This is a genomic window from Spirosoma gilvum, from assembly GCF_054776815.1.
The window spans coordinates 84,464-107,665 of sequence record NZ_BAAHBH010000019.1 but is presented as its reverse complement, the minus strand read 5'-3'; the positions used below and the strand labels follow the sequence as shown (position 1 = coordinate 107,665).

General features: G+C 48.0%; 19 protein-coding genes. 11 read left to right on the top strand and 8 right to left on the bottom strand.

What is annotated here, in order from left to right; genetic code table 11:
* Positions 1 to 340: 340 nt before the first annotated feature.
* Together ACYVFD_RS33480 and menD are read right to left on the bottom strand one after the other, a co-directional pair.
* Positions 341 to 874 (bottom strand): DinB family protein, encoded by a 534-nt coding sequence (locus ACYVFD_RS33480; protein WP_461094921.1) that lies wholly within the window; start codon positions 872 to 874, stop codon positions 341 to 343.
* A gap of 51 nt (positions 875 to 925) precedes the next feature.
* A complete protein-coding gene (gene menD, locus ACYVFD_RS33475; protein WP_461094920.1) occupies positions 926 to 2,662 on the bottom strand; it encodes a 2-succinyl-5-enolpyruvyl-6-hydroxy-3-cyclohexene-1-carboxylic-acid synthase in 1,737 nt (578 codons plus the stop codon).
* A gap of 336 nt (positions 2,663 to 2,998) precedes the next feature.
* Between menD and ACYVFD_RS33470 the strand changes: the two genes are divergently transcribed.
* The 4 genes from ACYVFD_RS33470 to trmB all read left to right on the top strand — a co-directional run bounded on the left by ACYVFD_RS33470 (position 2,999) and on the right by trmB (position 6,461).
* Entirely contained in the window at positions 2,999 to 3,943 is a 945-nt protein-coding gene (locus ACYVFD_RS33470) for a hypothetical protein (RefSeq protein WP_461094919.1), read from the top strand.
* Positions 3,943 to 5,235, top strand: coding sequence for a bifunctional folylpolyglutamate synthase/dihydrofolate synthase (locus ACYVFD_RS33465; RefSeq protein ID WP_461094917.1), 1,293 nt, complete (start codon positions 3,943 to 3,945; stop codon positions 5,233 to 5,235). The genes ACYVFD_RS33470 and ACYVFD_RS33465 overlap by 1 nt, the downstream gene beginning before the upstream one ends.
* A 25-nt stretch (positions 5,236 to 5,260) precedes the next feature.
* Positions 5,261 to 5,659: a hypothetical protein gene (locus tag ACYVFD_RS33460; protein ID WP_461094916.1), complete on the top strand. Its 399-nt coding sequence runs from the start codon at positions 5,261 to 5,263 to the stop codon at positions 5,657 to 5,659.
* A gap of 136 nt (positions 5,660 to 5,795) precedes the next feature.
* Positions 5,796 to 6,461 (top strand): tRNA (guanosine(46)-N7)-methyltransferase TrmB, encoded by a 666-nt coding sequence (trmB, locus tag ACYVFD_RS33455; protein WP_461094914.1) that lies wholly within the window; start codon positions 5,796 to 5,798, stop codon positions 6,459 to 6,461.
* An 89-nt stretch (positions 6,462 to 6,550) separates the two neighbouring features.
* Here the strand turns inward: trmB and gap are convergent, their stop codons facing one another.
* Positions 6,551 to 7,543 carry a type I glyceraldehyde-3-phosphate dehydrogenase gene (gene gap, locus ACYVFD_RS33450; protein ID WP_461094913.1) on the bottom strand — a complete coding sequence of 331 codons (993 nt, stop codon included), beginning with the start codon at positions 7,541 to 7,543 and terminating at the stop codon, positions 6,551 to 6,553.
* A gap of 1,038 nt (positions 7,544 to 8,581) precedes the next feature.
* Here gap and ACYVFD_RS33445 point away from each other — a divergent pair.
* The 3 genes from ACYVFD_RS33445 (at position 8,582) to ACYVFD_RS33435 (ending at position 10,737) form a co-directional block, all read left to right on the top strand.
* The gene (locus ACYVFD_RS33445) at positions 8,582 to 9,397 is read left to right on the top strand and encodes a 2,3,4,5-tetrahydropyridine-2,6-dicarboxylate N-succinyltransferase (protein WP_461094912.1); all 816 of its coding nucleotides are present in this window, start codon (positions 8,582 to 8,584) and stop codon (positions 9,395 to 9,397) included.
* A 223-nt stretch (positions 9,398 to 9,620) separates the two neighbouring features.
* A complete protein-coding gene (locus tag ACYVFD_RS33440; RefSeq protein ID WP_461094911.1) occupies positions 9,621 to 10,136 on the top strand; it encodes a helix-turn-helix transcriptional regulator in 516 nt (171 codons plus the stop codon).
* Positions 10,137 to 10,461: 325 nt separating this feature from the next.
* A complete protein-coding gene (locus ACYVFD_RS33435; protein ID WP_461094910.1) occupies positions 10,462 to 10,737 on the top strand; it encodes a hypothetical protein in 276 nt (91 codons plus the stop codon).
* A gap of 401 nt (positions 10,738 to 11,138) precedes the next feature.
* On the opposite strand, the gene ACYVFD_RS33430 is transcribed toward ACYVFD_RS33435, so the two are convergent.
* The 4 genes from ACYVFD_RS33430 to parS form a co-directional block, all read right to left on the bottom strand.
* Positions 11,139 to 12,581, bottom strand: a complete 1,443-nt coding sequence (locus ACYVFD_RS33430; protein ID WP_461094909.1) for a tetratricopeptide repeat protein — start codon at positions 12,579 to 12,581, stop codon at positions 11,139 to 11,141.
* A 153-nt stretch (positions 12,582 to 12,734) separates the two neighbouring features.
* Positions 12,735 to 15,257 carry a DNA gyrase subunit A gene (gene gyrA, locus ACYVFD_RS33425; RefSeq protein WP_461094908.1) on the bottom strand — a complete coding sequence of 841 codons (2,523 nt, stop codon included), beginning with the start codon at positions 15,255 to 15,257 and terminating at the stop codon, positions 12,735 to 12,737.
* A 377-nt stretch (positions 15,258 to 15,634) separates the two neighbouring features.
* On the bottom strand, positions 15,635 to 16,084 hold the full coding sequence (locus tag ACYVFD_RS33420; protein ID WP_461094907.1) for an RES family NAD+ phosphorylase: 450 nt from the start codon (positions 16,082 to 16,084) through the stop codon (positions 15,635 to 15,637).
* Complete coding sequence (parS, locus tag ACYVFD_RS33415) at positions 16,084 to 16,467, bottom strand: type II RES/Xre toxin-antitoxin system antitoxin (RefSeq protein ID WP_461094906.1); 384 nt, start codon at positions 16,465 to 16,467, stop codon at positions 16,084 to 16,086. Before parS ends, ACYVFD_RS33420 begins: the two co-directional genes overlap by 1 nt.
* Positions 16,468 to 16,597: 130 nt before the next feature.
* On the opposite strand from parS, the gene ACYVFD_RS33410 reads away from it, so the two are divergent.
* Complete coding sequence (locus ACYVFD_RS33410) at positions 16,598 to 17,176, top strand: DUF4142 domain-containing protein (RefSeq protein ID WP_461094905.1); 579 nt, start codon at positions 16,598 to 16,600, stop codon at positions 17,174 to 17,176.
* A 278-nt stretch (positions 17,177 to 17,454) separates the two neighbouring features.
* On the opposite strand, the gene ACYVFD_RS33405 is transcribed toward ACYVFD_RS33410, so the two are convergent.
* Positions 17,455 to 18,552 carry a beta-alanine-activating enzyme beta-propeller domain-containing protein gene (locus ACYVFD_RS33405; protein ID WP_461094904.1) on the bottom strand — a complete coding sequence of 366 codons (1,098 nt, stop codon included), beginning with the start codon at positions 18,550 to 18,552 and terminating at the stop codon, positions 17,455 to 17,457.
* A 276-nt stretch (positions 18,553 to 18,828) separates the two neighbouring features.
* Here ACYVFD_RS33405 and ACYVFD_RS33400 point away from each other — a divergent pair, with 276 nt between their 5' ends.
* The 3 genes from ACYVFD_RS33400 (at position 18,829) to ACYVFD_RS33390 (ending at position 22,974) form a co-directional block, all read left to right on the top strand.
* Entirely contained in the window at positions 18,829 to 19,176 is a 348-nt protein-coding gene (locus ACYVFD_RS33400) for a hypothetical protein (RefSeq protein WP_461094902.1), read from the top strand.
* A 246-nt stretch (positions 19,177 to 19,422) separates the two neighbouring features.
* Positions 19,423 to 22,479 carry a two-component regulator propeller domain-containing protein gene (locus tag ACYVFD_RS33395; RefSeq protein ID WP_461094900.1) on the top strand — a complete coding sequence of 1,019 codons (3,057 nt, stop codon included), beginning with the start codon at positions 19,423 to 19,425 and terminating at the stop codon, positions 22,477 to 22,479.
* Between the two features lie 45 nt (positions 22,480 to 22,524).
* A complete protein-coding gene (locus ACYVFD_RS33390) occupies positions 22,525 to 22,974 on the top strand; it encodes a hypothetical protein (RefSeq protein WP_461094899.1) in 450 nt (149 codons plus the stop codon).
* Positions 22,975 to 23,202 lie beyond the last annotated feature (228 nt).

Sequence of the window (23,202 nt, the reverse complement as noted above, 5' to 3'; positions counted from 1 at the left end):
AAATGAAAACCTGATACCTACCTAATCGGGGCGTTTCTCGTGTCGACCGAAGCCAACCAACGAGCCAAAGCCTGCCTGTCGGGGCGGCTCCCCTGTCGCAGGTGACCCGCCTTATGAACCCATCTTGTTGCGTTCACCCAACATAGTATTGTACGCGAATTAACGGAACTATAGATAGCTAATAAGCAGGGTATCAAATTTTTGTAGTTCTGCTTTTTTTAGAAACCAATACATAAAAATAAGTTTCGTAACAAATAAATAAATTGCCTGTTAAAATAACAAACTGAATTTTGCGAAGTGACTAAACGGTATATATTAGCGCTGGACAGGGTTTTCTAGGCTACCTATAGTAAGAGTTTGCCAGCGCTAACTGGATATGAGCTAAATGATGCTGCAGATGCCAGGCCGACATAGCTAGCGCCTGTGCCTGATTGATCCAGTATTGGCGAACCGGATGGTAATATTGAATGGCCAGTTGCGCGTCATCCAGCGATTGGCCCAGGCACACATAACGAGGAGTAATCCCTTCCAGCAGTCGGAGTGAATCTTCAATAGGGGAGGTGTTCGCATCCGGCGTAGCCACCCAGGCATTCATGTCGATCAACGTAACGGTCGTATAGTCGGGCTCTGTTAAGGCCTTCTTCATCCTAAAGAAATGCACAAACTGAATGTCGGCAACGTGGTGGATCAATTGCTGCACGGTCCAGCTTCCTTCCCGATACGTTTTGGTTAGATCAGTCGGGGAGAGGGGAGCACACAGGGCCCGATACTGGGCAGGACTGTTGGCAATAACTGTTAGAAGAGCGTTTAAATCATCGGTTGAATAGGAAGCCTGCGGGCTAAATGGACCGATCGGATAGCTGCGATCTTGCATAAAGTTAAAGGGTTTAAGAAGTGGTCTATTTGATAAACTATAACTGTAGTTTTAGTTATTCGGTGACCTTGATTTGTAGTCGGAAAACTGCGCCTGATTGGCTTGTTTATCGGTCGTGATCTCCAGGAGTTTGGCCTGATTGCCGGGTTGGAAAAAATCGGGTAGGAGGGCTTGGAGTGCTTCCTGTGAGTCACAACCCCGGTAAAGCAGCTTAGCGTCGGCAGCGGTATTTCGAGCTGTATACCCATGTGGCGTTTCGAAATAGGTTTCCAGTTCGGGTTGGCGACTGGGGCCATCGATCATTCGGAAGATATGACCACTGTCGTTGTTGAGGAGTACAATCCGAAGATTAGGCGGGATGGGAGCCGACCAGAGGGCATTTCGATCATAAAAAAAGGCGACATCCCCAATAAGCAGGGTGACGATACAGTCGGTTGCCAGCGCAGCGCCCAACGCCGTACTCAGACAACCATCAATTCCACTCACCCCCCGGTTAGCCGAAACCTGGATCGACTGAAGTTCGGTCAGACCACAGAGGTTCGCATAGCGGACTGGCATACTATTGGCCAGGTGCAGGATCGAATTGGCTGGTAGCTGTTCCAGTACGGTTTGTACCGCCGACCAGTCGGTGAGGGGTTGATCGGGTTTCGCCAGGATCTGTTGTACAAGCCGGGCTGCCTGCCGGTCATGATTCTGCCAGTGGTGTAGAAACCGATGATCGTCTTCATCATCGTCGCCCTGCAAAAACCGACGGTAGTCGACATCGACGAATAGTTTTTCCAGAAAGGTTGTCGGGTCAGCGGGAATTAGGGTTGTCAGACTCTGAAAGGCATCCGTGAGCCGATCGACGGTAGGCTGGATGTGCCAGTGACGGCGAGCCGGATAGGCCCGAAAGAAAGTTTTCAGGTTTCGGGTCAGAAACGAACCACCTAACGTTATCAGCAGATCAGGACGCAACGCATCGGCCTGCTCATCATCCAGACCCAGCAGTATCGTATCGGTATGGGTGATGAATCGACCATTGTCAGCCAGATTGCTAACGATCTCCCCAACTACGGGAATGCCCCATTCGTCGGTGATTTGTTTTAAAACGGTTAGTAAAGCGGGGTTATAGGGAAATTGCCCAACGGCAATTAGGATCCGGCTGCTTTGTTCCCACTCATCCTGCAGGCGATGCCAGGTTTCGGGTGTGAGCATGGGGGTAGCGGTCAGCGTTTCAATGAGCCGTACCCGTTCGAAGTCGAACGATTCATCCGCTTTTGGGTAAAACGGTTCCCGAAGTGGAACGTTCACATGAACGGGTCCGGCAGGTTCCAGCCGACTTAGGGTAATCGCTTCGTTGAGCGAACGTTCAATTGCCCAGCGGGCATCGGGATGGGTATAATCGGCCGGGAGGTCATAGCTTCGTTTTACCTGATTGCCAAAAATTCCGATCTGATCAATGGTTTGCCCGTCCTGTTGGTGCAACCATTCGTGGGGGCGGTCGGCGGTTAGGAGTAGGAGAGGGACCTGCTGAAAATACGCTTCAGCCACGGCGGGAGCCAGATTGTAAACGGCACTTCCGGACGTACAGATGACGGCAACCGGTTTGCGGCTCTGTTGGGCGATTCCCAGCGCCACAAATCCCGCTGACCGTTCATCGGCCATAACGCGGACCTGCAACCGAGGGTGACGGGCGACTGCCAGGGTTAACGGAGCCGAACGGGAACCCGGCGAAACGACTACATCCGCAATTCCTTTTTGATACAGCAGTTCAGCGATGTTGACGATGGGTTGAAGAACGGGCATTATATAAGGACGATTTCAGAAAAACGATGTCAGAAAAATGGATGGTCGACAATAAACGAGGCTTAGGTGAGGGTAGACTATATGATACCTACTATAAGATACCTTCAGGCTAAGGGGCACCAGGACGCCGTTTCGCTGACCGGATTGCAAACATACGCGGAAAGGGTATGTCCTGACTGGCTTTGTGTCGGAGAATTTACGTTACTTTGTTCAGTTTACTGCGTACGGAATCACGTTACAATAAACGATGTGGCTAATTTCTACGTTATACAGACACAAACGAGTATAGTACCGCATCCGACGACTACTTCCCCGATTATCCCAGACAATTCAGCCATGAACCGCATTACATTCGACAACGAAGACGAAATTCGGGTCAAATCCTTAGCCGGAGCCGTTGTTATTAACGTTATCCTGATTATCCTGTTGCTGCTGGTGAAGCTTACCCAGACGATTCCTAATCCACCGCCGATCCAGTTTGTAGAAGTGAACTTTGGGACCGATGCGCGGGGGAGCGGGCGGATTCAAACCTATAATAAAGCGTCCGATTCGCCGAGAGCGGAGGATGTGAAAGCGGCTGAGAAGCGTCCAAACCCGAAGGTCAATACGACCCCGCATATTGAGAAAGTAAAAGCGACTCCTAGTCCCAAAGTGGAAGAGGCTAAACCCGCAAAAATTGCGACGGAAAAACCGCTGATCGTCAGCAAGGCCGAAAGCCCGGTGACGACCCCCGAGCGGCCTGAGCCGAAACGCGTAGAAAGTCCCAAGAACACGGCACCCGTAGAACGGCCGGTGCCACCAGCGCCGACCAAAAAAGTGGAAACGGTCAATACCGATGCGCTGTTTAAAAAATCTTCGGGCGGGGGCGGCTCGAATGGTACAGTCGGTAAAGCGTCGGGAGCCGGTGGAAACAATAACGGCGATGATGCCAGTGGGGTTGGAGATAAAGGAAATCCAAACGGCAAGATTAACGCCAAAGAGTTTTACGGAACCCCAGGCGGAGCGGCAACGGGGGTTGCCTTCGATGTATCGGGTTGGGCCATGGCGAGTCGGCCGGCTGTCAATGATGATTCGGATGAAACCGGCAAGATCGTTTTTAAAATTACCGTCGATGGGGATGGCGAAATCATTCGGGTTCAACAGCAGCAATCGACGGTTAGTCCGTCCGTTGCCGAACAATATCGGAAAGCCGTACAACGGCTCCGGCTTCGGCCTAAGGGGGGCTCTACACCCCCCACTTCTACAGGAACCATTACCTTCATCATCAAGGCCAAAGATTAATGCAGTACCCGGAAGCGATCGACTACCTCTATAGTCGGCTCCCAGTTTTTCACCGGATTGGTGCCAAAGCCATCAAACCGGGTTTAGGTAATACCCTGGCCCTTTGCGAAGCTCTTGGCAATCCGCATCAGCAGTTTCGGAGTATTCACGTTGGTGGTACCAACGGAAAGGGCAGTACGTCGCATATGCTGGCGGCTATCTACCAATCGGCCGGATACCGAGTGGGGTTGTATACCTCACCCCACCTGCAATCGTTTACAGAACGCATCCGGCTGAATGGTAAACCCATCCCGGAAACCGATGTGGCCTCGTTTGTAGCGCAGCACCAGGGACTGATCGAATCCATCGAACCCTCATTTTTTGAAGTGACGGTCGCTATGGCCTTCGATTACTTTGCTCAGCAGTCAGTCGATGTCGCCATTATCGAAGTGGGGTTGGGCGGACGGCTCGATTCAACGAATGTGATTACGCCACTGGCATCGGTCATTACCAACATCGGGTACGATCATACGGATATCCTGGGGGATACCCTGCCCCAAATTGCCGGAGAAAAAGCCGGGATCATCAAACCCGGTGTTCCGGTCGTAATCGGAGAGACCCATCCCGACACCCAGGCAATATTTCTGGAAACAGCCAATCAGCAGCAGGCTCCCATCCTGTTTGCCGATCAGGTATATACGGTAGTCGATGAGGGTATCCTGAATGGGTATCGCCAGGTTTCGGTCCAGGTAACCACAGCCCAACCGTCGGAACTATATACACTGGATTTACTGGGGACGTATCAATTGCACAATCTGCCCATCGCGTTGGCCACGGTTTCAGTGCTGCAACCCGTCTTACCCGTTTCGGGAGAATCTGTAAAACAGGCTCTCAAGGTGGTTAGTACCCTTACCGGATTAAAGGGACGGTTTCAAACCCTGCGCCAGCATCCCCGGGTTATAGCCGATACTGCCCATAATCAGCCAGGTTTGGAAGCACTTTTTGAAACGATTCGCACCCTGAACTACGATACCTTACGGATCATACTTGGCGTCGTGGCGGATAAGGATCGGGCAAAGGTTCTGACCGTATTACCACCCTCGGCAGTTTACTATTTCTGTCAGGCGCATACCCCCCGTGCCCTTTCGGCGGAGGTTCTTCAGGCCGAAGCCGCGGCTGTTTGGCGAGTAGGCAATGCCTTCGCCGATGTGAATCAGGCGTTGGAAAAAGCCCTTCAGGAAGCCCAGCCCAATGACCTTATTCTGATTACCGGTAGTAACTATACGATTGCCGAATTGGCGGATTTAGGATAGCTTTGCTAAAGAACTGCTTCCTACTATGAAATTCATCCCCGTTTTGCTAATCGTTTGGCTTCGAGTATCCTCATCCGGGTGGGCCCAGACGCCCGCTATTGAGAAGGAAAAATTTGTGTTCCTCAACAATGGCGCAACTGTTGGTATGATTATCAAATCGGTCATTAAGGCCGACAAGCAACGGCTGAAATTGACCGACCAGCAACTTCCCAAAGCGAAAGAAATTATTACCAATGCGGTGGTCAAATTTAACAACGGTGTCAAGCAATTGAAGGCATCCGGTATGAACCAGGCGAAGCTGCGCACCCTGGCTGTTGGAGTAGAAAATGAAAAAGTGCTGGCCTATAAATCTATATTGACGCCCCAACAATACACCATCCTGGTCACTCAGCACAAGAAAGTCTACCCAGAAGCAAAGCTTTGAGGATGCTGGTCGAGTAGTTCATTGGTTGATTCATTAACTGGTTAATTGGGAAATGACATACCTATTATCCAATTAACCAGTTAATGAATCAACCAATGAACCACACAATGAATTACAGTTATAAATTTTAATCACCGTGACACGACGAAAAACGCATCGCTTTCTGCAAAATGCCGAAAGTTCAAATGTTATTGAAGCTGGTAAACCCCTTTATAAAACGATTCGAGGAAAGTGGCACTCCGACTATTTTGAGAATGATCACCCCATAGTACTGGAACTGGCGTGTGGCAAAGGCGAGTACACAGTAGGGTTGGGGCAGGCCTATCCGACGACAAATTTTATCGGTGTTGATATTAAAGGAGACCGTATTGCCCGAGGGTCTAAAGCTGCGCAAACGTTAGGATTATCGAACGTTGCGTTCTTACGTACGGATATAAATTTTCTTCAGGAGTTTTTTGAAGCAGGAGAGGTGTCAGAAATCTGGATTACATTCCCCGATCCACAACCTCGCCCCAAACAGGAGAAACATCGCTTGACACATCCTCGCTTTCTGGCAATCTATAAACAGCTATTAATCCCGGGAGGGACGTTGCATTTAAAAACAGATAATCCAGAATTATTTGCTTACAGCCTGGAGCAGGTAAAAGAGAATGGTGGTGTTGATTTACAATTTACAACTGACTTGTATCACTCACCGTTAAATAGAATTCACCTTGGTATAAAGACAAAATACGAAGCGCTATTTTACAATAAGGGATTTACAATCAACTATTTACAATGCAAAATGGGCACGATTACATAGTTAAATCGTGCCCATTTATTTTATTAAACCAATCTGTAACTTATTAATTGTTGTTTGTAAATCACAAAATTCAATTTAAGTTCACAAAATTAAAATAGCTTCTCCATCAAGTCAGCGACGCGGCTCGAGTAGCCATATTCATTATCGTACCAACCAACCACTTTGGCGAGATTCCCGTTTACTGCCGTCAATTTGGAATCGAAAATACAGGAGTGGGGATTACCAACAATGTCGATTGAAACGATTTGATCCGTCGTGTATTCGAGAATTCCTTTTAGTGAGGTCTCCGAGGCTTCTTTGATTGCGTTGTTAATTTCCTCGATAGTTGCCGCTTTTTTCAGGATAACGGTTAAATCGGTGAGCGATCCATCTGGGGTTGGTACGCGGAGGGCGTTTCCGTCCAGTTTTCCTTTTAATTGTGGTAGTACCAGACCAACTGCTTTGGCAGCACCGGTAGACGTTGGTACGATTGACAAGGCTGCTGCCCGAGCCCGACGTAAATCGGAGTGGGGGGCATCTTGTAAGTTTTGGTCAGCCGTGTAGGCGTGAATTGTAGTCATGTATCCTTTTTCGATACCGAAAACATCGTCGAGAACTTTGGCCATTGGTGCCAGGCAGTTCGTCGTGCAGGAAGCGTTCGAAATAATCGTTTCGCTACCGGTTAGCGTATCATCGTTTACTCCTAAGACTACTGTCGGAATATTGCCTTTGGCTGGAGCAGAGATAACTACTTTTTTAGCGCCTGCCTGTAGGTGCATACCTGCGCCCGCTTCGTCAACGAACCGTCCGGTTGATTCCAGAACGACATCGATTTCTAATTGTTTCCAGGGAAGATTTTTAGGATCCCGCTCGGCATACGCATGGATGCGTTGTCCGTTTACCGTTAAGCTTTCACTATCGGAAGAGACTTCACCCGTGAATTTACCATGGACGGAATCATATTTTAGCAGATGGGCCAGGGTCGCGTTATCGGTCAAATCGTTGATAGCGACTATTTCGATACTTTCCTTTTCCAGAAGCCGTCTGAACGATAACCGTCCGATACGACCGAAGCCATTAATAGCAACGCGTATTTTTTTCATGTACAGAGAAAATTGGTTTGTTTTCGGGGCCAAATATACTAATTAAATAAGCGGATAGCTAGTTAAGACCAGATTGGTAGAAGGGGATGAGGATTAGTAAAATAAAAAGATAGTTTTAGTAATCTTAGACAACATTTTAGTAAAAAAGTAGTATTTTGCGAATATTCCTTAGTTTTTCACCATTTTTTGGCTAAAATTTGTAGCAAAACGTGTATAAAATACTATAATATTTAGCGCATAATCAGCGTATTACTATTATTTGCTAAAAATATATAACTATTACTAAAGATTTATTAGTATTCATTACTAATCTTGCTAAGATATTAATTACGTACATCTATCTCAGTATAGATTAGTATAAACTGAATAGATTAGTAGATTATAGGCTATGCTTATTCAACTGTTTGTCATAAGCTATAATGCGTTTGCCCATACTTCTTTTTTTGAATAGGAGAGGATATCTATAATCATGCCCTCTTACCTACAACAGCCATAATGGATTCCTCACGACTAGAAGTAATAAAGTGAATATAGACCTACTAACTTTCATCTTTTTACAGTAACCCCTGTTGTCCAAATATAGAACGGCACAGATATTGATCTAAAACTAGTGGGCAAATAAACTAGATCTACGTATGGTTTGATGCGTGTTTAATCCAATGCCAGAGAGTTTGTCTATTCTATACACATTACTCGATATCTATAAATGATTAGTCTAATCAAACCATACAGCAGGAGGTATCTAGCTTATCTCCGTTAGGGCCAAGCACTAGCTTGGCCAGTAGTATGTATAAATCGCTTATAGAATTCTTCATTTAGATTACTGTGGCCAAGCTAGTGCTTGGCCCTAACAACAATCAAATTTGAAAAAATTTAGGCCATATATTTCAACTATACATGCCTTCTTCTTACCTTTGATAACAGAGAAGTACATACCAATATGCTATTGATGTAAGACAATATAAAATTTGGCGCCAAAATATAATACATTCTATATCAGTTAATTATAGCATTATTATTAAACAATTACTTTACTTAATGACTATTGAAATCGAACGTATATGGGCTAATCGTGAGTTATTAGCCAATCCTGAATCTATTGAACTTGTTCGGGAAGTAATAAAAAAATTAGATAGGGGAGAGCTACGAGTTGCGACACCACCAACGATAGAAAGTGGTGACTGGACCGTAAATGAGTGGGTGAAAAAAGCCATTTTACTCTATTTCATCAGCCAACAGATGAAACCCGAGGAGGTCGGCATTTTTGCGTACAATGACAAGATCCCTTTAAAAACTAATTTCGCTGAATCCAAAGTCCGGGTTGTTCCACCTGCCGTTGCCCGCTACGGATCGTATCAGGCTCCTAGCGTTATACTAATGCCTTCCTATGTGAACATTGGTGCTTATGTAGATGAGCGTACCATGGTCGACACCTGGGCAACAGTTGGGAGCTGCGCTCAAATTGGCAAGGATGTTCACCTGAGTGGGGGAGTTGGCATCGGTGGTGTACTGGAGCCACCACAGGCTGCCCCAGTAATTGTAGAGGATGGGGCTTTTATTGGTTCCCGGTGTATTGTCGTAGAAGGAGCTCACATTGGAAAACAAGCTGTGTTGGGAGCGGGGGTAACGATTACGGGCTCGTCAAAAATTATTGACGTAACGGGTACTAACCCGATTGAGTATAAAGGATATGTGCCTGCTAACTCGGTGGTGATTCCAGGAAGTTATGCTAAACAATTTCCGGCTGGCGAATATCATGTTCCTTGTGCTATTATTATTGGCCAGCGAAAACCATCGACTGATTTAAAAACGTCGTTGAATGATGCGCTACGAGAAAATAATGTTTCAGTGTAATCCTGTAAATCAAAGCTTCCTGTAAACTAAAATTAACATTGATTTATGTATAAAGTAGTTTAGTCAATTGTCGATATACAGTTCACATTATTATCATTTACAAAAGCCATACGAAAGTGTGGCTTTATTTTTGTACATTAAATTCACAAACTACTTCCATCAACAATTTACTTATATATTTGTAACTATATACAAACAACTATTAGTTACAGGCAACAATCGTATGAGTATTAATGACAAGATTAAACAGATTCTCATTGATAAGAATCTGACGCCATCCTATTTTGCGGATGAGATTGGTGTACAACGATCCAGTATTTCGCATATTCTGTCCGGTAGAAATCGTCCTAGCTTCGATATTATCCAGAAAATAATTCGTCGGTTTCCTGAGTTAGGCTATGAATGGATTATGGAGGAAGATGCGTACGGATCAGCTACAGCTAACAGCCTTCCAGCCTATGGTGGTAATCGAAATGGGAATCCAGTAAGGCCAGCCTCAGATCGTTTGGTTAATGGACAATCAACATTTTATGGCTATGGTAGTCAGCCGTCGGTACGCACCCAGCGCAACGAGATTCCGCCAGTTAGCCAGCCAGCTCCGTCTATAGCTCTAGCCGACAACCCTGTTTCTGTTGCCGAATCTTCAATTCCCAGTACCTCATCTACTGATAAAAAAGTAGAGCGCATACTCATTTTCTATACCGACGGTTCATTTCGGGAATATATGCCATCCGCCTAGTTATCGTTATTCCATTGTTTTTTCTGTTTTGGCCAAGCGCTGGCTTGGCCAGAGAAATCATTTTAATTCATTAATGATTGCAGCGCTAAGTATGCTATTGCTAATTTTATAAGTAGTACTAGATATACCTTACTGCCCATGGCCAATACTTTAGCTCTGGTTAACATTTCTTTGCTAACGTTAGGGATATATGCCCTACTATTTGGCCAATCTGATTCATTAAAACAAGCTATTACTGTCCACCGCTCTTTGCCACAATATGGTGAAGAGATTTTTTACAGCGGATCACAAAATGAGCTTTTCTGTGTAAGACATCTTGGGAGGGATGGGCAACTTTTACGAATGGAAATCACTCTACCAGGTAGCCCAATTCCGAGGTAAAACTAAGCAACTCAAAACCTTTTTTGAGCAAAATTTTACCCCCATTGTATTCGCCAATAATGTGAGCCTGATTGCGCTAACATTGACGATTGATGAATCAGGGGAAGTGGTTCGAACGAAGGTTGACATTTCGTACACGACGGCTACCAGAGTCGATAATCTGGTAGTGTATGTTCAGCAGCTTGTTCAACAGATGCCAAAGTGGACAGCCATAACCTAAATTAGAAACCAGCTGAGAACACTAACATTCCAATCACATCGAGTTGTGTGGTCTCACTGTTTCGTCATTACGGTTCTTTATTCCGGCTTAAAGGTTCTCTTCAGTGTGAAATCAGTTATTAGTTTGAGCCGTAAACTGGAATGTTTTCCAATCTCTATTCTCGATTGTACGTCGGTAAAATTGCTCGACCATACAGCTAAAAACGGCCTTTTAAACGCAATAAACGCTGTTTTTTAGCTCAAAATAACCTAACTCCTTGTAAAGCAATACTTTACTGTTCCACGTGGATAAGTTGTTGATAAGTCTGTGGATTAAACCCTTCCTTTTGTTGTATAATTTATATTATGTTAAGTAAAGTTTTCCAGAAATAGGGTCGGCAGCTTCCTACCGACCCTACCCGATTATTTACTTTCGATACAAACGATCTTTTTCTCTTCGTACTGCTTCAGAATATTTTCTGTATTCGTCAGGTTCTCCGTTACTTCAGCTTCGTCTTTGATCGATTTGGCTTTCTGGAAATATGGCAGCGCTGCTTTGAACTTGCCGCAAACCCGGCCGTCCATCTCTTTACCATTTTTGCTATACTCAGCCATGTCCATCTTATCAACGGTGTTTTTCAAATTTACCGCATCGTTGAACAACCAAACGGCCATGTTGAAGTTAGCATCGTAGTTGTTCGGATCAACCGCCAGGGCTTTTTCCAGATATTGCTTTTCATTCGCCTTATTGTCATTTACCGTCTTCTTCAGTTCAGCCAGCTTGCCCTCGTTGCCAGCATTGGCGGCAGCACTGGCAGCCGCTTCTTTAGCCTCACCTTCCAGCCGAGTAACTTCTGCTTTCTGCGCAGTCAGTTTACTCTGCACATCCGCTAACTGCCGTTTCAACTCCGGCTTGGGCGACTTTTTGATGGACGCCGTTAACCGGGCTATTTCGGAATTATACGCATCAACAATACTCTTTGCATCGGTGAGTTGCTTGGCGGTGTTCCCTGATTTTTTGGTCGTGCCTTCCAGCTTCTTGGCCGCTTCATCTGCAGTACGCGCGATATTGTTGTACACAATCGACAGGTTCACCAGATTCGTCACGTTGTTCGGATCTTTTTCGACCATCTGCTTCATGCTGGTGATAGCCTCATCCATCCGGTTGGTGCGCAGCATGATGTTGATTTTTTCGTTGGCCAAATCCTTATTGGATGGTGCCAGGGCAATACCCTTGTCTAACGCAGCGATAGCCTTGTCGACTTCATTGTCGGCACTATAGAGCATCGCCAACGAACCATAAATGGTTGCATCTTTCCCACCACCGGCAATGTATTTTTCCAACTGCGTCTTTGCCGTCGCATTGTCTTTTACCTGTTGGGCGGCAATGGCTGTATACAACGGTGCCAGCGTGTCTTTCGGGTTGATTTCACCCGCCATCGTCATGGCCTTGATCGCATCCGGGAAATTTTTCGCCTGGAACTTAGCTACCCCCTGCTGCATGAACGCACTGTACAGGTTCGGGCTTTTCAGGGCTTCTTCGGCTTCTTTAGCCAGTTTACCAGGACCACCTTTTTTGTCTTTGTCCAGCTCGACTACTTTTTTGTACGCTTCGTAAGCTGTTGACGCGGCTGCGGAATCCAGTTTGATATTGCCACCGGCAGCAATATTCTGATAGGTTTTGGCACGATCCATCCAGGTGCTGGCCTTTGCTCCTGCTTTGGCATCGGTAATATCCTTATCACTCTTTTCCTTTTCTTTCTTAAGGGCATCCAGCATCGCTGCATCAACAGCACCGCCTTGCTGGGCGCGAACGCCTACAGATGTCAGGCAGCACGCGAGGAGAATTACCAGAACTTGTTTCATGTGTAAATCGGGGTTGTGTTATTATTTTCAGAAACGAAATTACGGAATCTGTCTGTATAAGCATGACAGGTTCTAAATTGTTTGAGCCGACTGCCTGACGTCGACATCAGAACAGGCGGCTCAAACCACTCTTTTTTAATCACTTACCGGGTATTATTCACTAACGATTGCTTCAGGTTCTGAGGTAGCCGGACTTCCCTCCTCGCCTTCCTCCTGCTTAATTTTGGTGACCGACGAGATTTCATCCCCATCGCGCAGGCTGATCAGTCGAACACCCTGAGTATTCCGGCCAATAACGCTGATGTCGGTAACCGGGGTCCGAATGGCAATACCCGATTTGTTAATGATCATCAGGTCGTCGGCATCTGCCACATCCAGAATTGCGACCAGTCGCCCCACTTTCTCGGTGACCTTCAGGGTACCTACGCCCTTAGCTCCCCGGTTGGTAATCCGATACTCGTCAATCGCGGAGCGTTTGCCGTATCCTTTCTCCGATACCACCAGCAACTGCGCCTGCTGCGAGTTGATGCAGACCATGCCGACCACATGATCGGTGGTGTCCTCATCATCCAGCGAGATACCCCGCACCCCGGCGGCCGTTCGGCCCATCGGCCGAACCCGGCTTTCGTGGAAGCGAACCGCTTTGCCGGCACTCGATGCAATGACAATGTCATTATCCCCGTTGGTCAGGCAAACACCGATCAGTTGATCATCCTCATCAATGGTGATAGCGATGATACCGTTCTGGCGAGGCCGGGAGAATGCTTCAAGCATGGTTTTCTTGATCGTGCCCTGCCGCGTACACATCACAATGTAGTTATTGTTGATGTAGTCTTCATTCTTCAGGTCAGTCACGTTGATCACCGCCCGGACTTTATCGTCCGACTCGATGTTGATAAAATTGGCCAATGGCCGACCTTTCGATATCCGCGATCCTTCGGGCAGCACATGAACCGGTACCCAATACAGCCGACCTTTCTGGGTAAACGCCAGCAGGGTGTTGTGCATAGTTGCCGTGAACAGATGTTCCGTAAAATCCTCTTCTTTGGTGACGGCAGCTTTCGCTCCTACGCCCCCGCGGCTCTGCGACCGATATTCGGTCGTTGGCGTCCGCTTGATATACCCTTCGTGCGAGATGGTGATAACCATATCGTCGTCGGCAATCAGGGAGAGGTCACTGATGTTCCCATCGCCCAGTGGGTTGATTTGTGTCCGGCGTTCATCGCCGTAGCGAGCCCGGATGTCGATCAATTCGCCTTTGATCACTTCCCGCTTGCGCTCTTCGCTGGCCAGGATCGCCTTCAATTCGGCAATTTCGGCCATCAGCTCATCATACTCCTGCTGCAGTTTATCCCGCTCCAGACCCGTCAGCCGTTGCAGACGCATTTCCAGAATCGCTTTGGCCTGCACATCGGACAACGAAAACTGCTCCATCAGGCCCGTCCGGGCAATTTCCGGATCCCGCGAGGAACGAATCAGGTTGATAACCGCATCGATATTATCGAGGGCAATCAGGAGACCTTCCAGAATATGCGCCCGTTTTTCGGCTTCCCGGAGTTCGTACTGAGTCCGGCGGGTTACTACCTCGAACCGGTGTTCGACATAGTACTTCATCATATCCTTCAGGTTCAGCAGCATCGGCCGTCCTTTCACGAGCGCGACGTTATTGATGCTGAAGGACGATTGCAGGGCCGTGTGCTTATAGAGGTTATTCAGGACCACATTACCGATGGCATCTTTCCGCAGGTCGTACACCACCCGCAGTCCATCCCGATCCGACTCATCCCGGAAGGCGGTAATGCCTTCGATCCTCTTGTCGTTGATGAGTTCGGCCGTTTTTTCGAGCATCACCGCTTTGTTGACCATGTACGGAACATCGGTCACGATGATTTGGGTTTTGCCCTTATTCTCTTCAATGGTCGCATTGGCCCGGATCACAACCCGGCCACGACCCGTCTTGAAGGCTGATTTCACGCCTTCCATACCATAGATGGTGGCACCGGTCGGGAAATCGGGGGCTTTCACGTACTGCATCAGGTCTTCGACCGTGATGTCAGGATCCTCCAGGTAGGCAATGATTCCATTGACAACTTCGGTCAGGTTATGGGGAGCCATGTTGGTGGCCATCCCTACGGCAATCCCTGACGAGCCATTGAGCAACAGATTCGGCAATTTGGCTGGCAAAACGGTTGGCTCTTCGAGTGAGTCGTCGAAATTGGGCTGAAAATCAACCGTTTCTTTATAAATGTCGTTGAGCAGCTCTTCGGCAATTCGTTTCAACCGGGCTTCGGTATATCGCATAGCCGCCGGAGAGTCGCCGTCGATGGAGCCAAAGTTTCCCTGCCCATCGACCAGCGGATACCGGAGTGACCAGTCCTGCGCCATCCGTACCATGGTATCGTACACCGACGCATCACCGTGCGGGTGGTATTTACCCAGTACTTCTCCCACAATACGCGCTGATTTTTTGTGGGGCTTGTTGTAACTAACACCCAGTTCAGCCATTCCGAACAACACCCGACGGTGAACCGGCTTCAGCCCGTCACGTACGTCGGGAAGGGCGCGGGAAATAATGACCGACATTGAATAGTCAATGTAGGCACCGCGCATTTCGTCCTCAATGTTAATAGGAATGATGTTACTGGGAGATTCGAGGTCGGGATTTTCGTCCGCCATTTGTTAAAGGAGTTTCGCAGAAAATTACTATTCCGGCTTACATAATTGTCGTAAGCCGCGTTATAGACAAATATACAAAATTTTCAGGAGAAAACAGAAATAAACCCGTGCAAATGGGCAAAAATGCGTTAAAAACGAGCCGTCAAATGGCGCTTTCCAGCCCAGAAAACGGCTTTGCCCTTCCCCTATATCGTCTAAATGAAATACAATTCTATTTCAACTCAAACCCATTGATTGCCAATGCCGGAACGTTACGACTTACACGGAATTTTTTCATTGATTATCAATGACTTACATAGCCTAGTTTACCATCCGCAATGAAAAGTCATAAACGGGGGATTTTTTTCGGTTGAGGCCAAGCGCTGGCTTGGCCGGGGCTACTCTTTAATTCGGGGATCGAATACAAAGGGTTCGGTTTCCTGCAAGCTAATTTGTGCAAAATCAGGATGGGCCGGATTGAGCAGGTAATTCCATTCGTTCGGAATAATGGCCGATGGCACCTGCAAAACGGCAGTCTGGCCCGATCGGAGCCACTCCCCTCCTATCCGCTGGCAGGCATCATACTGCTGAAACTCAAACCAATTAGCAGGCAATGTCTCGGACCGAATGGTCTGAATCGGCAAGGCAGCCGGAATCTCGATCACCATGACCCGGAAATCGTCCAGTAGGCCCTCCCCGCTTCGGTGAACTACGTTTTCAAGACAGGCCAGTGCTCGGGTAGCCGCCGTATAAATGACAAACTGGCCGCGCGTATTCCAGCGGGCCGCTCCTCCCGAAGCCACTAACCGGCTGGCATAGGCAACTTTTGTAATCCGGTAAACGAGCATCAGGCCAGGTCTCCGTACTCAATCCGAATCAGTTCGTCCATGATCAGGTCAATTCCACCAGAGGTATGCAGTAGATCAAAGGGCACCTGATTACCCAGTCCATAAGCGGGTTTGTCCATCCAGCGCCGAAAGGATGCTGCGGAGCCAAACACTGACTCGCCGGTTTGAAACAAAGCCATGATCTTCAGGACTTTCTCGCTGTCCTGCGGATTGAGTTTCTTCTGCTCGCGTTCGTACCGTTGAAAGGTCTTCAGCGAGGTGTCGAACACCTCCGCCAGTTGTTCGCGTTTATACCCAGTCAGGTCGGCGATTTCAAAAAAACGGGTCGCTGGTATCCCTTTGAGGGCCGAAAACACCAACGCCGTTCGGTCTAGCATAGTCATGGCACAAACATAGGAATTTTGTCTGATAAACAGAGAATTTTGTCCAATAATTCACCACTCCCTCGGTTATGACAAACCTAATGGCTGCCGAATGGTTGTATAGTTAATATAACCATTAATAGATAACGTTATGAAAAAGGTAAGTTTAATTCTGTTGCTCGCCGTTAGTACACTTAGTTTCCAGGCCTGTAGCAGCAAAAAAGCAGAAAACACCGACAGCGTCGAAAACGCCGAAAATGCGAATGAAGCCAAAGAAGATGCAGGCTCTGGTCAGGATGAGGCCACGACTGACTTTGCGGTGAAAGCCGCCAATGGGGGCATGATGGAGGTCGAACTGGGTCGACTCGCCCAGGAAAAAGCAGCTAGTAAAGACGTAAAAGATTTTGGGGCCATGATGGTGAAAGATCATTCGATGGCCAACGATGAACTGAAAAATATTGCGGCTACGCAAAACATTACTCTGCCTACTACGCTGGGGGAAGATGAACAGAAGCATGTGAACGATCTGGCGAAACTGTCGGGTAAGGAATTCGACAAAAAGTACGTGAGCATGATGGTCGACGACCATAAGGAGGACATTGACGAGTTCAAAAAAGCGGCTGAAGACGATAAAACGAATGCGGCCGTCAAAGACTTTGCGACCAAAACGCTACCGACGCTGCAAAAGCACCTGGATGCCATTACGGCCATCGATAAAGCCATGAACTAAGGGTAAGTGATTTTATTTAATTAAACGGCAAAGGCACCAAGACGCAAAGCAGTGAACCTTTCTTTGCGTCTTGGTGCCTTTGCCGTTTAATCAGACATTATTAAACAAACAGGACAAATCTTTCACTAGTAACTAAAACCTTACAACTAAAATCGACGCATATTGACTTAGACCATACCAAGTGGTTTGCTGATGTTCCATACTAAACCTGATTACTGATGGTTACGATTTGTCATGCAATGGAGGTGTATAAATAAGGAACTGAGAAACAGGAAGCATTATTGAACATTTCCTAAGCCTCTGATCACATGACCTTGTCGAGTGAGGATACAGGGACTTGAACGTACTCGATCATCGGTAAAGAATACCCATTTTTTCCCTCCGTTCCCTGCGTCAAAGGCATATAGACCCCCATCGGCGCTACCGACAAAGACAACCCCATTGGCAACCGCTGGACTCGAAAATACCGCACCACCTACATTTGTTGCCCAGAGCGTGGAGCCCTTCATAGCATCCACAGCATACAAATTCCCATCCATACTACCCACATATACGATTCCACTCGCTACCGTTGGACTCGAAAAAATAGATCCCTGGGTAGCATAGCGCCAACGTAACGTTCCTGATTGTTCATCCACCGCGTAGAGTTGGTTGTCATGACATCCAAAATAGACCTGACCATTGGCTACCGTTGGGCTACCTAGAATGGCTGAGGAAGCCCGAAAGGACCACTTTAACTTACCACTTGTAATTTCTAGAGCATATAAGGTATAATCATTACTACCAATAAAGACGATGCCATTGGACACCGTAGCCACCGTCTGAATGTTATCCTTGGTGGGAAAGGCCCACCATTGGCTACCACTAGTGAGGTCATAAGCCGCCAGTCTTACACCCTCGGCCATAAATAGATCCGTTCCGGCCAAAATTACAGAGGAGCCTGGGTCTGATCCGCCCCTAAATTGCCCCCAGACAGCTTTTCCTGTTTTCGCGTCGTAGGCATACACATCAGGCCCTCCTAAGTAAATCCTTCCCTCTGTAGCTAAAGGGCTGGTTGTCATCGAATATTTCGTCGTTAGGAGCCATTGTTGGATTCCCTTCCCAGCATCGACAGCAAAAAAACGGCCTTCATTACTCCCAGCATATACCCATCCATCATAGACGATGGGGCTGGATGAAACCTTACCGATGGTTGCATAAGCCCATTTTTTTTGGCCTGTCTGGGCATCGATGGCATACAGATGTGCATCGTCACTGCCTACAAAAACTACGGCATTCGAATCTGGTGTTGGCTCACTTTCAGGGGAACAGGCTAGGATAAAACTAAGCCCGAGGATTAGGATCAGCAGACAGTTAAAACAAACAGGTCGTTTCATTACATTACTAAGGAAAAGGTACAATTTGACTTTTCCCACTATGACGAACTGAAAGGCATATAGTAACCTTTAAGTTAAAATGCTTGACAAATACATCGCCAAGCAACACATATATTCATAATTATTTACGTATTATCTATCACAAATCGGTCAAAACTTGTTGCTAATCTTGGCATATTAGATAAATAACCATGAATAATTGGGCACTAGTGAAAGAACTATCCTTTGTATTTAGTTATGTCCTACACACAGACAGACTGACTTTTCTTTTAAGCGATGAAAACGCAAGCAATCGGTATAATTTTCGGGCTGGCCTTTCTTTTTATAAACTCGGCACAGGCCCAGTCGACTACGGGTGGGCGCAGTGGTGGCTCGACGGCCTCAACGGGTACGGGCTACGAGACCAGCGGCAAACGCCCAGCCGAAACCAGTGCGGCCAGCATGACCGTGGCTGACGAAGGCTCACAACGGGGGTATTTATACACTCCACCAGGAGCCAAGCCTAATCGGGCTGCTTCGCCGGATGGGTCACAGTCAACGAAATCGACTGGTCAGAAGGCGCCTTCTTCAGCCAGCGATTCGCTTCACACCCGACGCAAATCGACGCGGGTAGTGCAGCACTAAGTATCCGGTACATAAGTACGCGGGGTATCTCCTAATCAGCTGGCTGGTCAGGAGATACCCCATTTTTCTGCCGAATATCAAGCCAGCCACTCCGCTTCCCGGCCGGTTCCCTCCTCCTGTCAATTCAGCCAACATCTGACCCATATACAGCTTACTATTGATAAGCAGGTAGTTACGAAGTAGATACTTGCCTGGCTATTTTTATTTTCGCCCCTGCTAAACTTACTTACCCTTACGTCATTACCCATGCGTCGCTGTCTGGTTGGTTTCCTGCTGGTGCTGCTCCCTAAGGTAGTCTGGGCCCAGTTACCGAGCCTGCGACTCGAACACCTCACCACGCGGGAAGGTCTCCCCTCCAACGAGGTATGGTGTTTAAATAAAGACCGGCAGGGATTTCTCTGGATTGGTACCGGGCGGAGTATCTGCCGCTACGACGGCTACAGCTTTCTGCGACTCGACAGCCTTAAACTAGGCTACTGCTCCGGAGTATCGTTCGACTCGACCGGCAACATTTATGCCTCCATCGACACCCGTGGTCTTTGCCGAATCAATGCTAAAACGCTGACCGTAACCACTCTCCAGAAAAACAATTACGACGACAACGATCCGGGCAACGATTTGCACGAGCAGGTCACCGTCGACGCCTATAACCAGGCCTGGGTTTGCGACTACAATTCCGTGAAACGTTACGACCCGGCTACAGGTCAACTGCATCGGTATAATCTGTCGGCGGGGGCATCGGGGGGCGATGCCTATCAGTATTCCAGCTTTTTTGAAGACCATCAGCATACGCTTTGGGTGATTTCGGAAGTGGGCTTGTATCGCTACCATCGGGCACAGGATAAACTGGTCTGCGTGCTGGGGCCGGAAGCGAGTTTACCCAAAAACCGCATACCGATTCGTTTATGCAAAGCTTCGGCCGACGCCCAGGGAAATCTCTGGATTGGCGGCTATGACTATGGACTGATTCGTTTTTCGCCAGTCGATCAGTCCTTTACGGTCTGGAAAACCGGGTTTGATCATAGCAACGTAGCCTGCGCTCAGGAGTCGGTCGATGAAAATGGCCGAAAAATGATGGTGGTCGGTACCGACAATGGAGTCAGCATCTTTTACCCCGACCGTGCCGAAGTCTACCATCTGCCTGAATTTTATAAAAGTGGGATTCAGGTCAAGGATATGTACAACGATCGTGACAACGGTATTTTGTGGATCGGTACCCGCGATGGCATATATAAATACCGGTATCGGAACGTGGGCATCCGAACCATAGACATACCGCCTACGCTCGTTCGTCTTCCGGTCCAGGTTACCTGTCTTCTGCCAACCCCTACCGGAACTATGCTGCTGGGTTTATCGCATTCGGGCGTGCTGGCCTGGGAGCCACAAACCAACCGGTTTCGCTTTCAGCCTTACCCCGTCAGTGCCCTAACCCAGCAACTCCGCTGGATTCAGAACCGCCCGTTTGCCTTCACCGACAAAGGTGTTTTTGTGGGCAACCCCAAAACAGGCCGTTTTCAGGTTTGGGAGCCCGCCAGTCGGCTTTTTAAGTATAGTGATTTTCGTGATGGGCTCCTCGACCGAAAAGGCCGCTTATGGATTGCCAATCTGAACGAAGGTCTAAAAGTAGTTGACCCGGTCAGTGGACAGCCGATCGCCCTATGGTCGGACGACGAAAATCGAAAATTGCTCAACCCGACCTTTGTGAAAGTGATTCTGGAGGGCATTGACGGGCGAATCTGGGTGGCTACCTGTACCAAAGGCCTGTATTTCTTCGACGAAGTGCAGCATAAGTTCATTAATATTCAGAGTCTGCCCGGCAACAAAGGCCTGATTCTCGGTGGCGAATGCATCAATGGGATGCAACAAACACCCGACGGTTCAATCCTGATCGCCAGTTGGGGCGGTGTATCCAAAATTTCGGCCACGGGGCAAATTCTGCATTCGTTCGAGTTCAAGACTGCCGACATCCGCGACACCTATTGCGTAAACATCGCTGAAGACCGCAACGGGCATCTCTGGTTCAGCACCAATGAGGGAATTCACATTGCCGACCCGGCGACCCGCAAGATCCGGTACCTGACCACCATCGAAGGACTTCATAGCAATTCGCCGGTTGGTTTCTACTACAACGGTCGGTCGGAACTGCTGCTTGGGCATACGAATGCCATTAGTCGGCTGAACATCGATCAACTTAACGACCGGGTTACACTTCCCCGAATTGCCCTCAGTTCAGTCGATGTCAAGAATAAACCGGTTTGGCCCAATGGATCGGAGGAACTAGTGCTGCAACCCGACGAGAATGCGATTACGTTTAATTTCTCGGCCCTAAACTTTGAGCCTGCCACCAAAAACCACTATCAATACCAGTTGCTGGGGTCCGATACCAGTTGGGTCGACCTGGGCGAGCAGCATATGCTGGCCTTTACCAACCTCCATCCCGACGCTTACCAGCTCAATATAAAAAGCAGTAACGGCAACGGACTCTGGAGCGCCCATCCGTTGGCGATTCGTTTCCGGGTAAATCCCCACTTTACAGCTACCTGGTGGTTTCGCACCCTCATCGGCCTGTTGATTGGCGGGATTGTCGTGGCAGTGATGCGCTGGCGGGTCGCTACGCTGGACGAACGAAACCGACTTGACCTCCAGATTGCCGAACTCAAGCTCAAGGACTTACAGATTGCCGAGTTGAAGTTAAAAGCGCTCCAGTCGCAAATGAACCCCCATTTTCTGTTCAACTCGCTTAATTCCGTTCAGAATTACCTGCTAACAAACCGGGGAATTGAAGGAGCCCGATACCTCTCGAAATTTTCGAAACTGGTTCGCCGGATTATGGAAAACTCAAACCATCAGTATCTGCGGTTCGAGCAAATCATCGAAACCTTACAGATGTACGTCGAGATTGAGTCTTTGCGGTTTAATCAGGAGTTTCATTATACGTTTACCATTGCCGACGATGACACGCTACTCAACGCTATGCTGCCGCCGATGTTGTTACAGCCGTATGTCGAAAATGCGATCTGGCACGGCCTGATGCCGAAAGAAGGGGACAAAACGCTAACCATTTCGGCCTGCATCGAGCAAGACCATATTCACTGCATTGTGGAAGACAACGGCGTTGGTCGTCGGGCAGCACCCCATCGGGAAGGGCATATCTCCCGGGGTCAGGAAATTACCAAAGGCATTTTTGAATCCCTCCACCGAAAAGACCACAACGCCCGGCTGGAAATTATTGATCTGATCGATGCCACCGGTTGCCCGGCCGGTACCCGCGTCGAGATGACAATCCCCATCGAAAAAGGGTAGCACATCCTAATACACACGCTTGATTTCTTATCTTTAACCATCCGATTGCGTTTCGTTTACCATCTATTCGACAAATCGATGAGCGTGTGTAAAAAATTGCCTGTGTGGCTGATTCTTTTGTGTGTCGGTTGTTCGCCGGAAACGGCAACCCAATCCCAACCAACCAGTCTAACTGTAGAACTGGACGCGTTCAGCGGCAGACCCAACCCAACGTGGACTTTATCGGAGGCCGAGAGCACTGAATTAGTAGAGCTGCTTAAATCGCTGCCTGCCATCCCCGACTCGGCCCAAACCAGCCGACTAGGTTACCGGGGCTTTCTCGTATCGAATAGTAAGGAAGCAACTGGCCTACCTTCCCGGATGCGGGTCTACCGGAAAGTGATTCGCATGGAATCGAATCCGCCCCAATCCTATCGGGATATTAATGGACTGGAGCACCGACTCATCCAACAGGCATCACAGCGCGGCTACGGAGCCGTCATCGACAGCTTATAGCTACACTTATAATTTGCCCGAAGATTGGGACATCATTTTCCCAACCTCGGATTTGTATGCGGGGAAGATTGGATGAACATTCGTAACCGTGCAGCTCACTTAGTATCAAAACGGCTTGATCCATTTTCAAATAAAAAGCCTCAGCCATTTCTGGTTGAGGCTTTTTAACAAAATCAGGTCAATCAGGAAAATCTGATAAATCCTGCCGGGCCGCCGAAGCGGTTCGGA

Bases quoted from the DNA above. Each gene is read 5' to 3' on its own strand.
- ACYVFD_RS33410 (WP_461094905.1), top strand. From the start codon at position 16,598: ATGAAAAAGGTAAGTTTAATTCTGTTGCTCGCCGTTAGTACACTTAGT.
- parS (WP_461094906.1), bottom strand. From the start codon at position 16,467: ATGACTATGCTAGACCGAACGGCGTTGGTGTTTTCGGCCCTCAAAGGG.
- ACYVFD_RS33400 (WP_461094902.1), top strand. From the start codon at position 18,829: ATGAAAACGCAAGCAATCGGTATAATTTTCGGGCTGGCCTTTCTTTTT.
- ACYVFD_RS33460 (WP_461094916.1), top strand. From the start codon at position 5,261: ATGAAATTCATCCCCGTTTTGCTAATCGTTTGGCTTCGAGTATCCTCA.
- ACYVFD_RS33430 (WP_461094909.1), bottom strand. From the start codon at position 12,581: ATGAAACAAGTTCTGGTAATTCTCCTCGCGTGCTGCCTGACATCTGTA.
- ACYVFD_RS33440 (WP_461094911.1), top strand. From the start codon at position 9,621: ATGAGTATTAATGACAAGATTAAACAGATTCTCATTGATAAGAATCTG.
- gap (WP_461094913.1), bottom strand. From the start codon at position 7,543: ATGAAAAAAATACGCGTTGCTATTAATGGCTTCGGTCGTATCGGACGG.
- ACYVFD_RS33445 (WP_461094912.1), top strand. From the start codon at position 8,582: ATGACTATTGAAATCGAACGTATATGGGCTAATCGTGAGTTATTAGCC.
- menD (WP_461094920.1), bottom strand. From the start codon at position 2,662: ATGCCCGTTCTTCAACCCATCGTCAACATCGCTGAACTGCTGTATCAA.
- ACYVFD_RS33480 (WP_461094921.1), bottom strand. From the start codon at position 874: ATGCAAGATCGCAGCTATCCGATCGGTCCATTTAGCCCGCAGGCTTCC.
- gyrA (WP_461094908.1), bottom strand. From the start codon at position 15,257: ATGGCGGACGAAAATCCCGACCTCGAATCTCCCAGTAACATCATTCCT.
- ACYVFD_RS33395 (WP_461094900.1), top strand. From the start codon at position 19,423: ATGCGTCGCTGTCTGGTTGGTTTCCTGCTGGTGCTGCTCCCTAAGGTA.
- ACYVFD_RS33420 (WP_461094907.1), bottom strand. From the start codon at position 16,084: ATGCTCGTTTACCGGATTACAAAAGTTGCCTATGCCAGCCGGTTAGTG.
- ACYVFD_RS33465 (WP_461094917.1), top strand. From the start codon at position 3,943: ATGCAGTACCCGGAAGCGATCGACTACCTCTATAGTCGGCTCCCAGTT.
- ACYVFD_RS33470 (WP_461094919.1), top strand. From the start codon at position 2,999: ATGAACCGCATTACATTCGACAACGAAGACGAAATTCGGGTCAAATCC.
- ACYVFD_RS33435 (WP_461094910.1), top strand. From the start codon at position 10,462: ATGGGCAACTTTTACGAATGGAAATCACTCTACCAGGTAGCCCAATTC.
- ACYVFD_RS33405 (WP_461094904.1), bottom strand. From the start codon at position 18,552: ATGAAACGACCTGTTTGTTTTAACTGTCTGCTGATCCTAATCCTCGGG.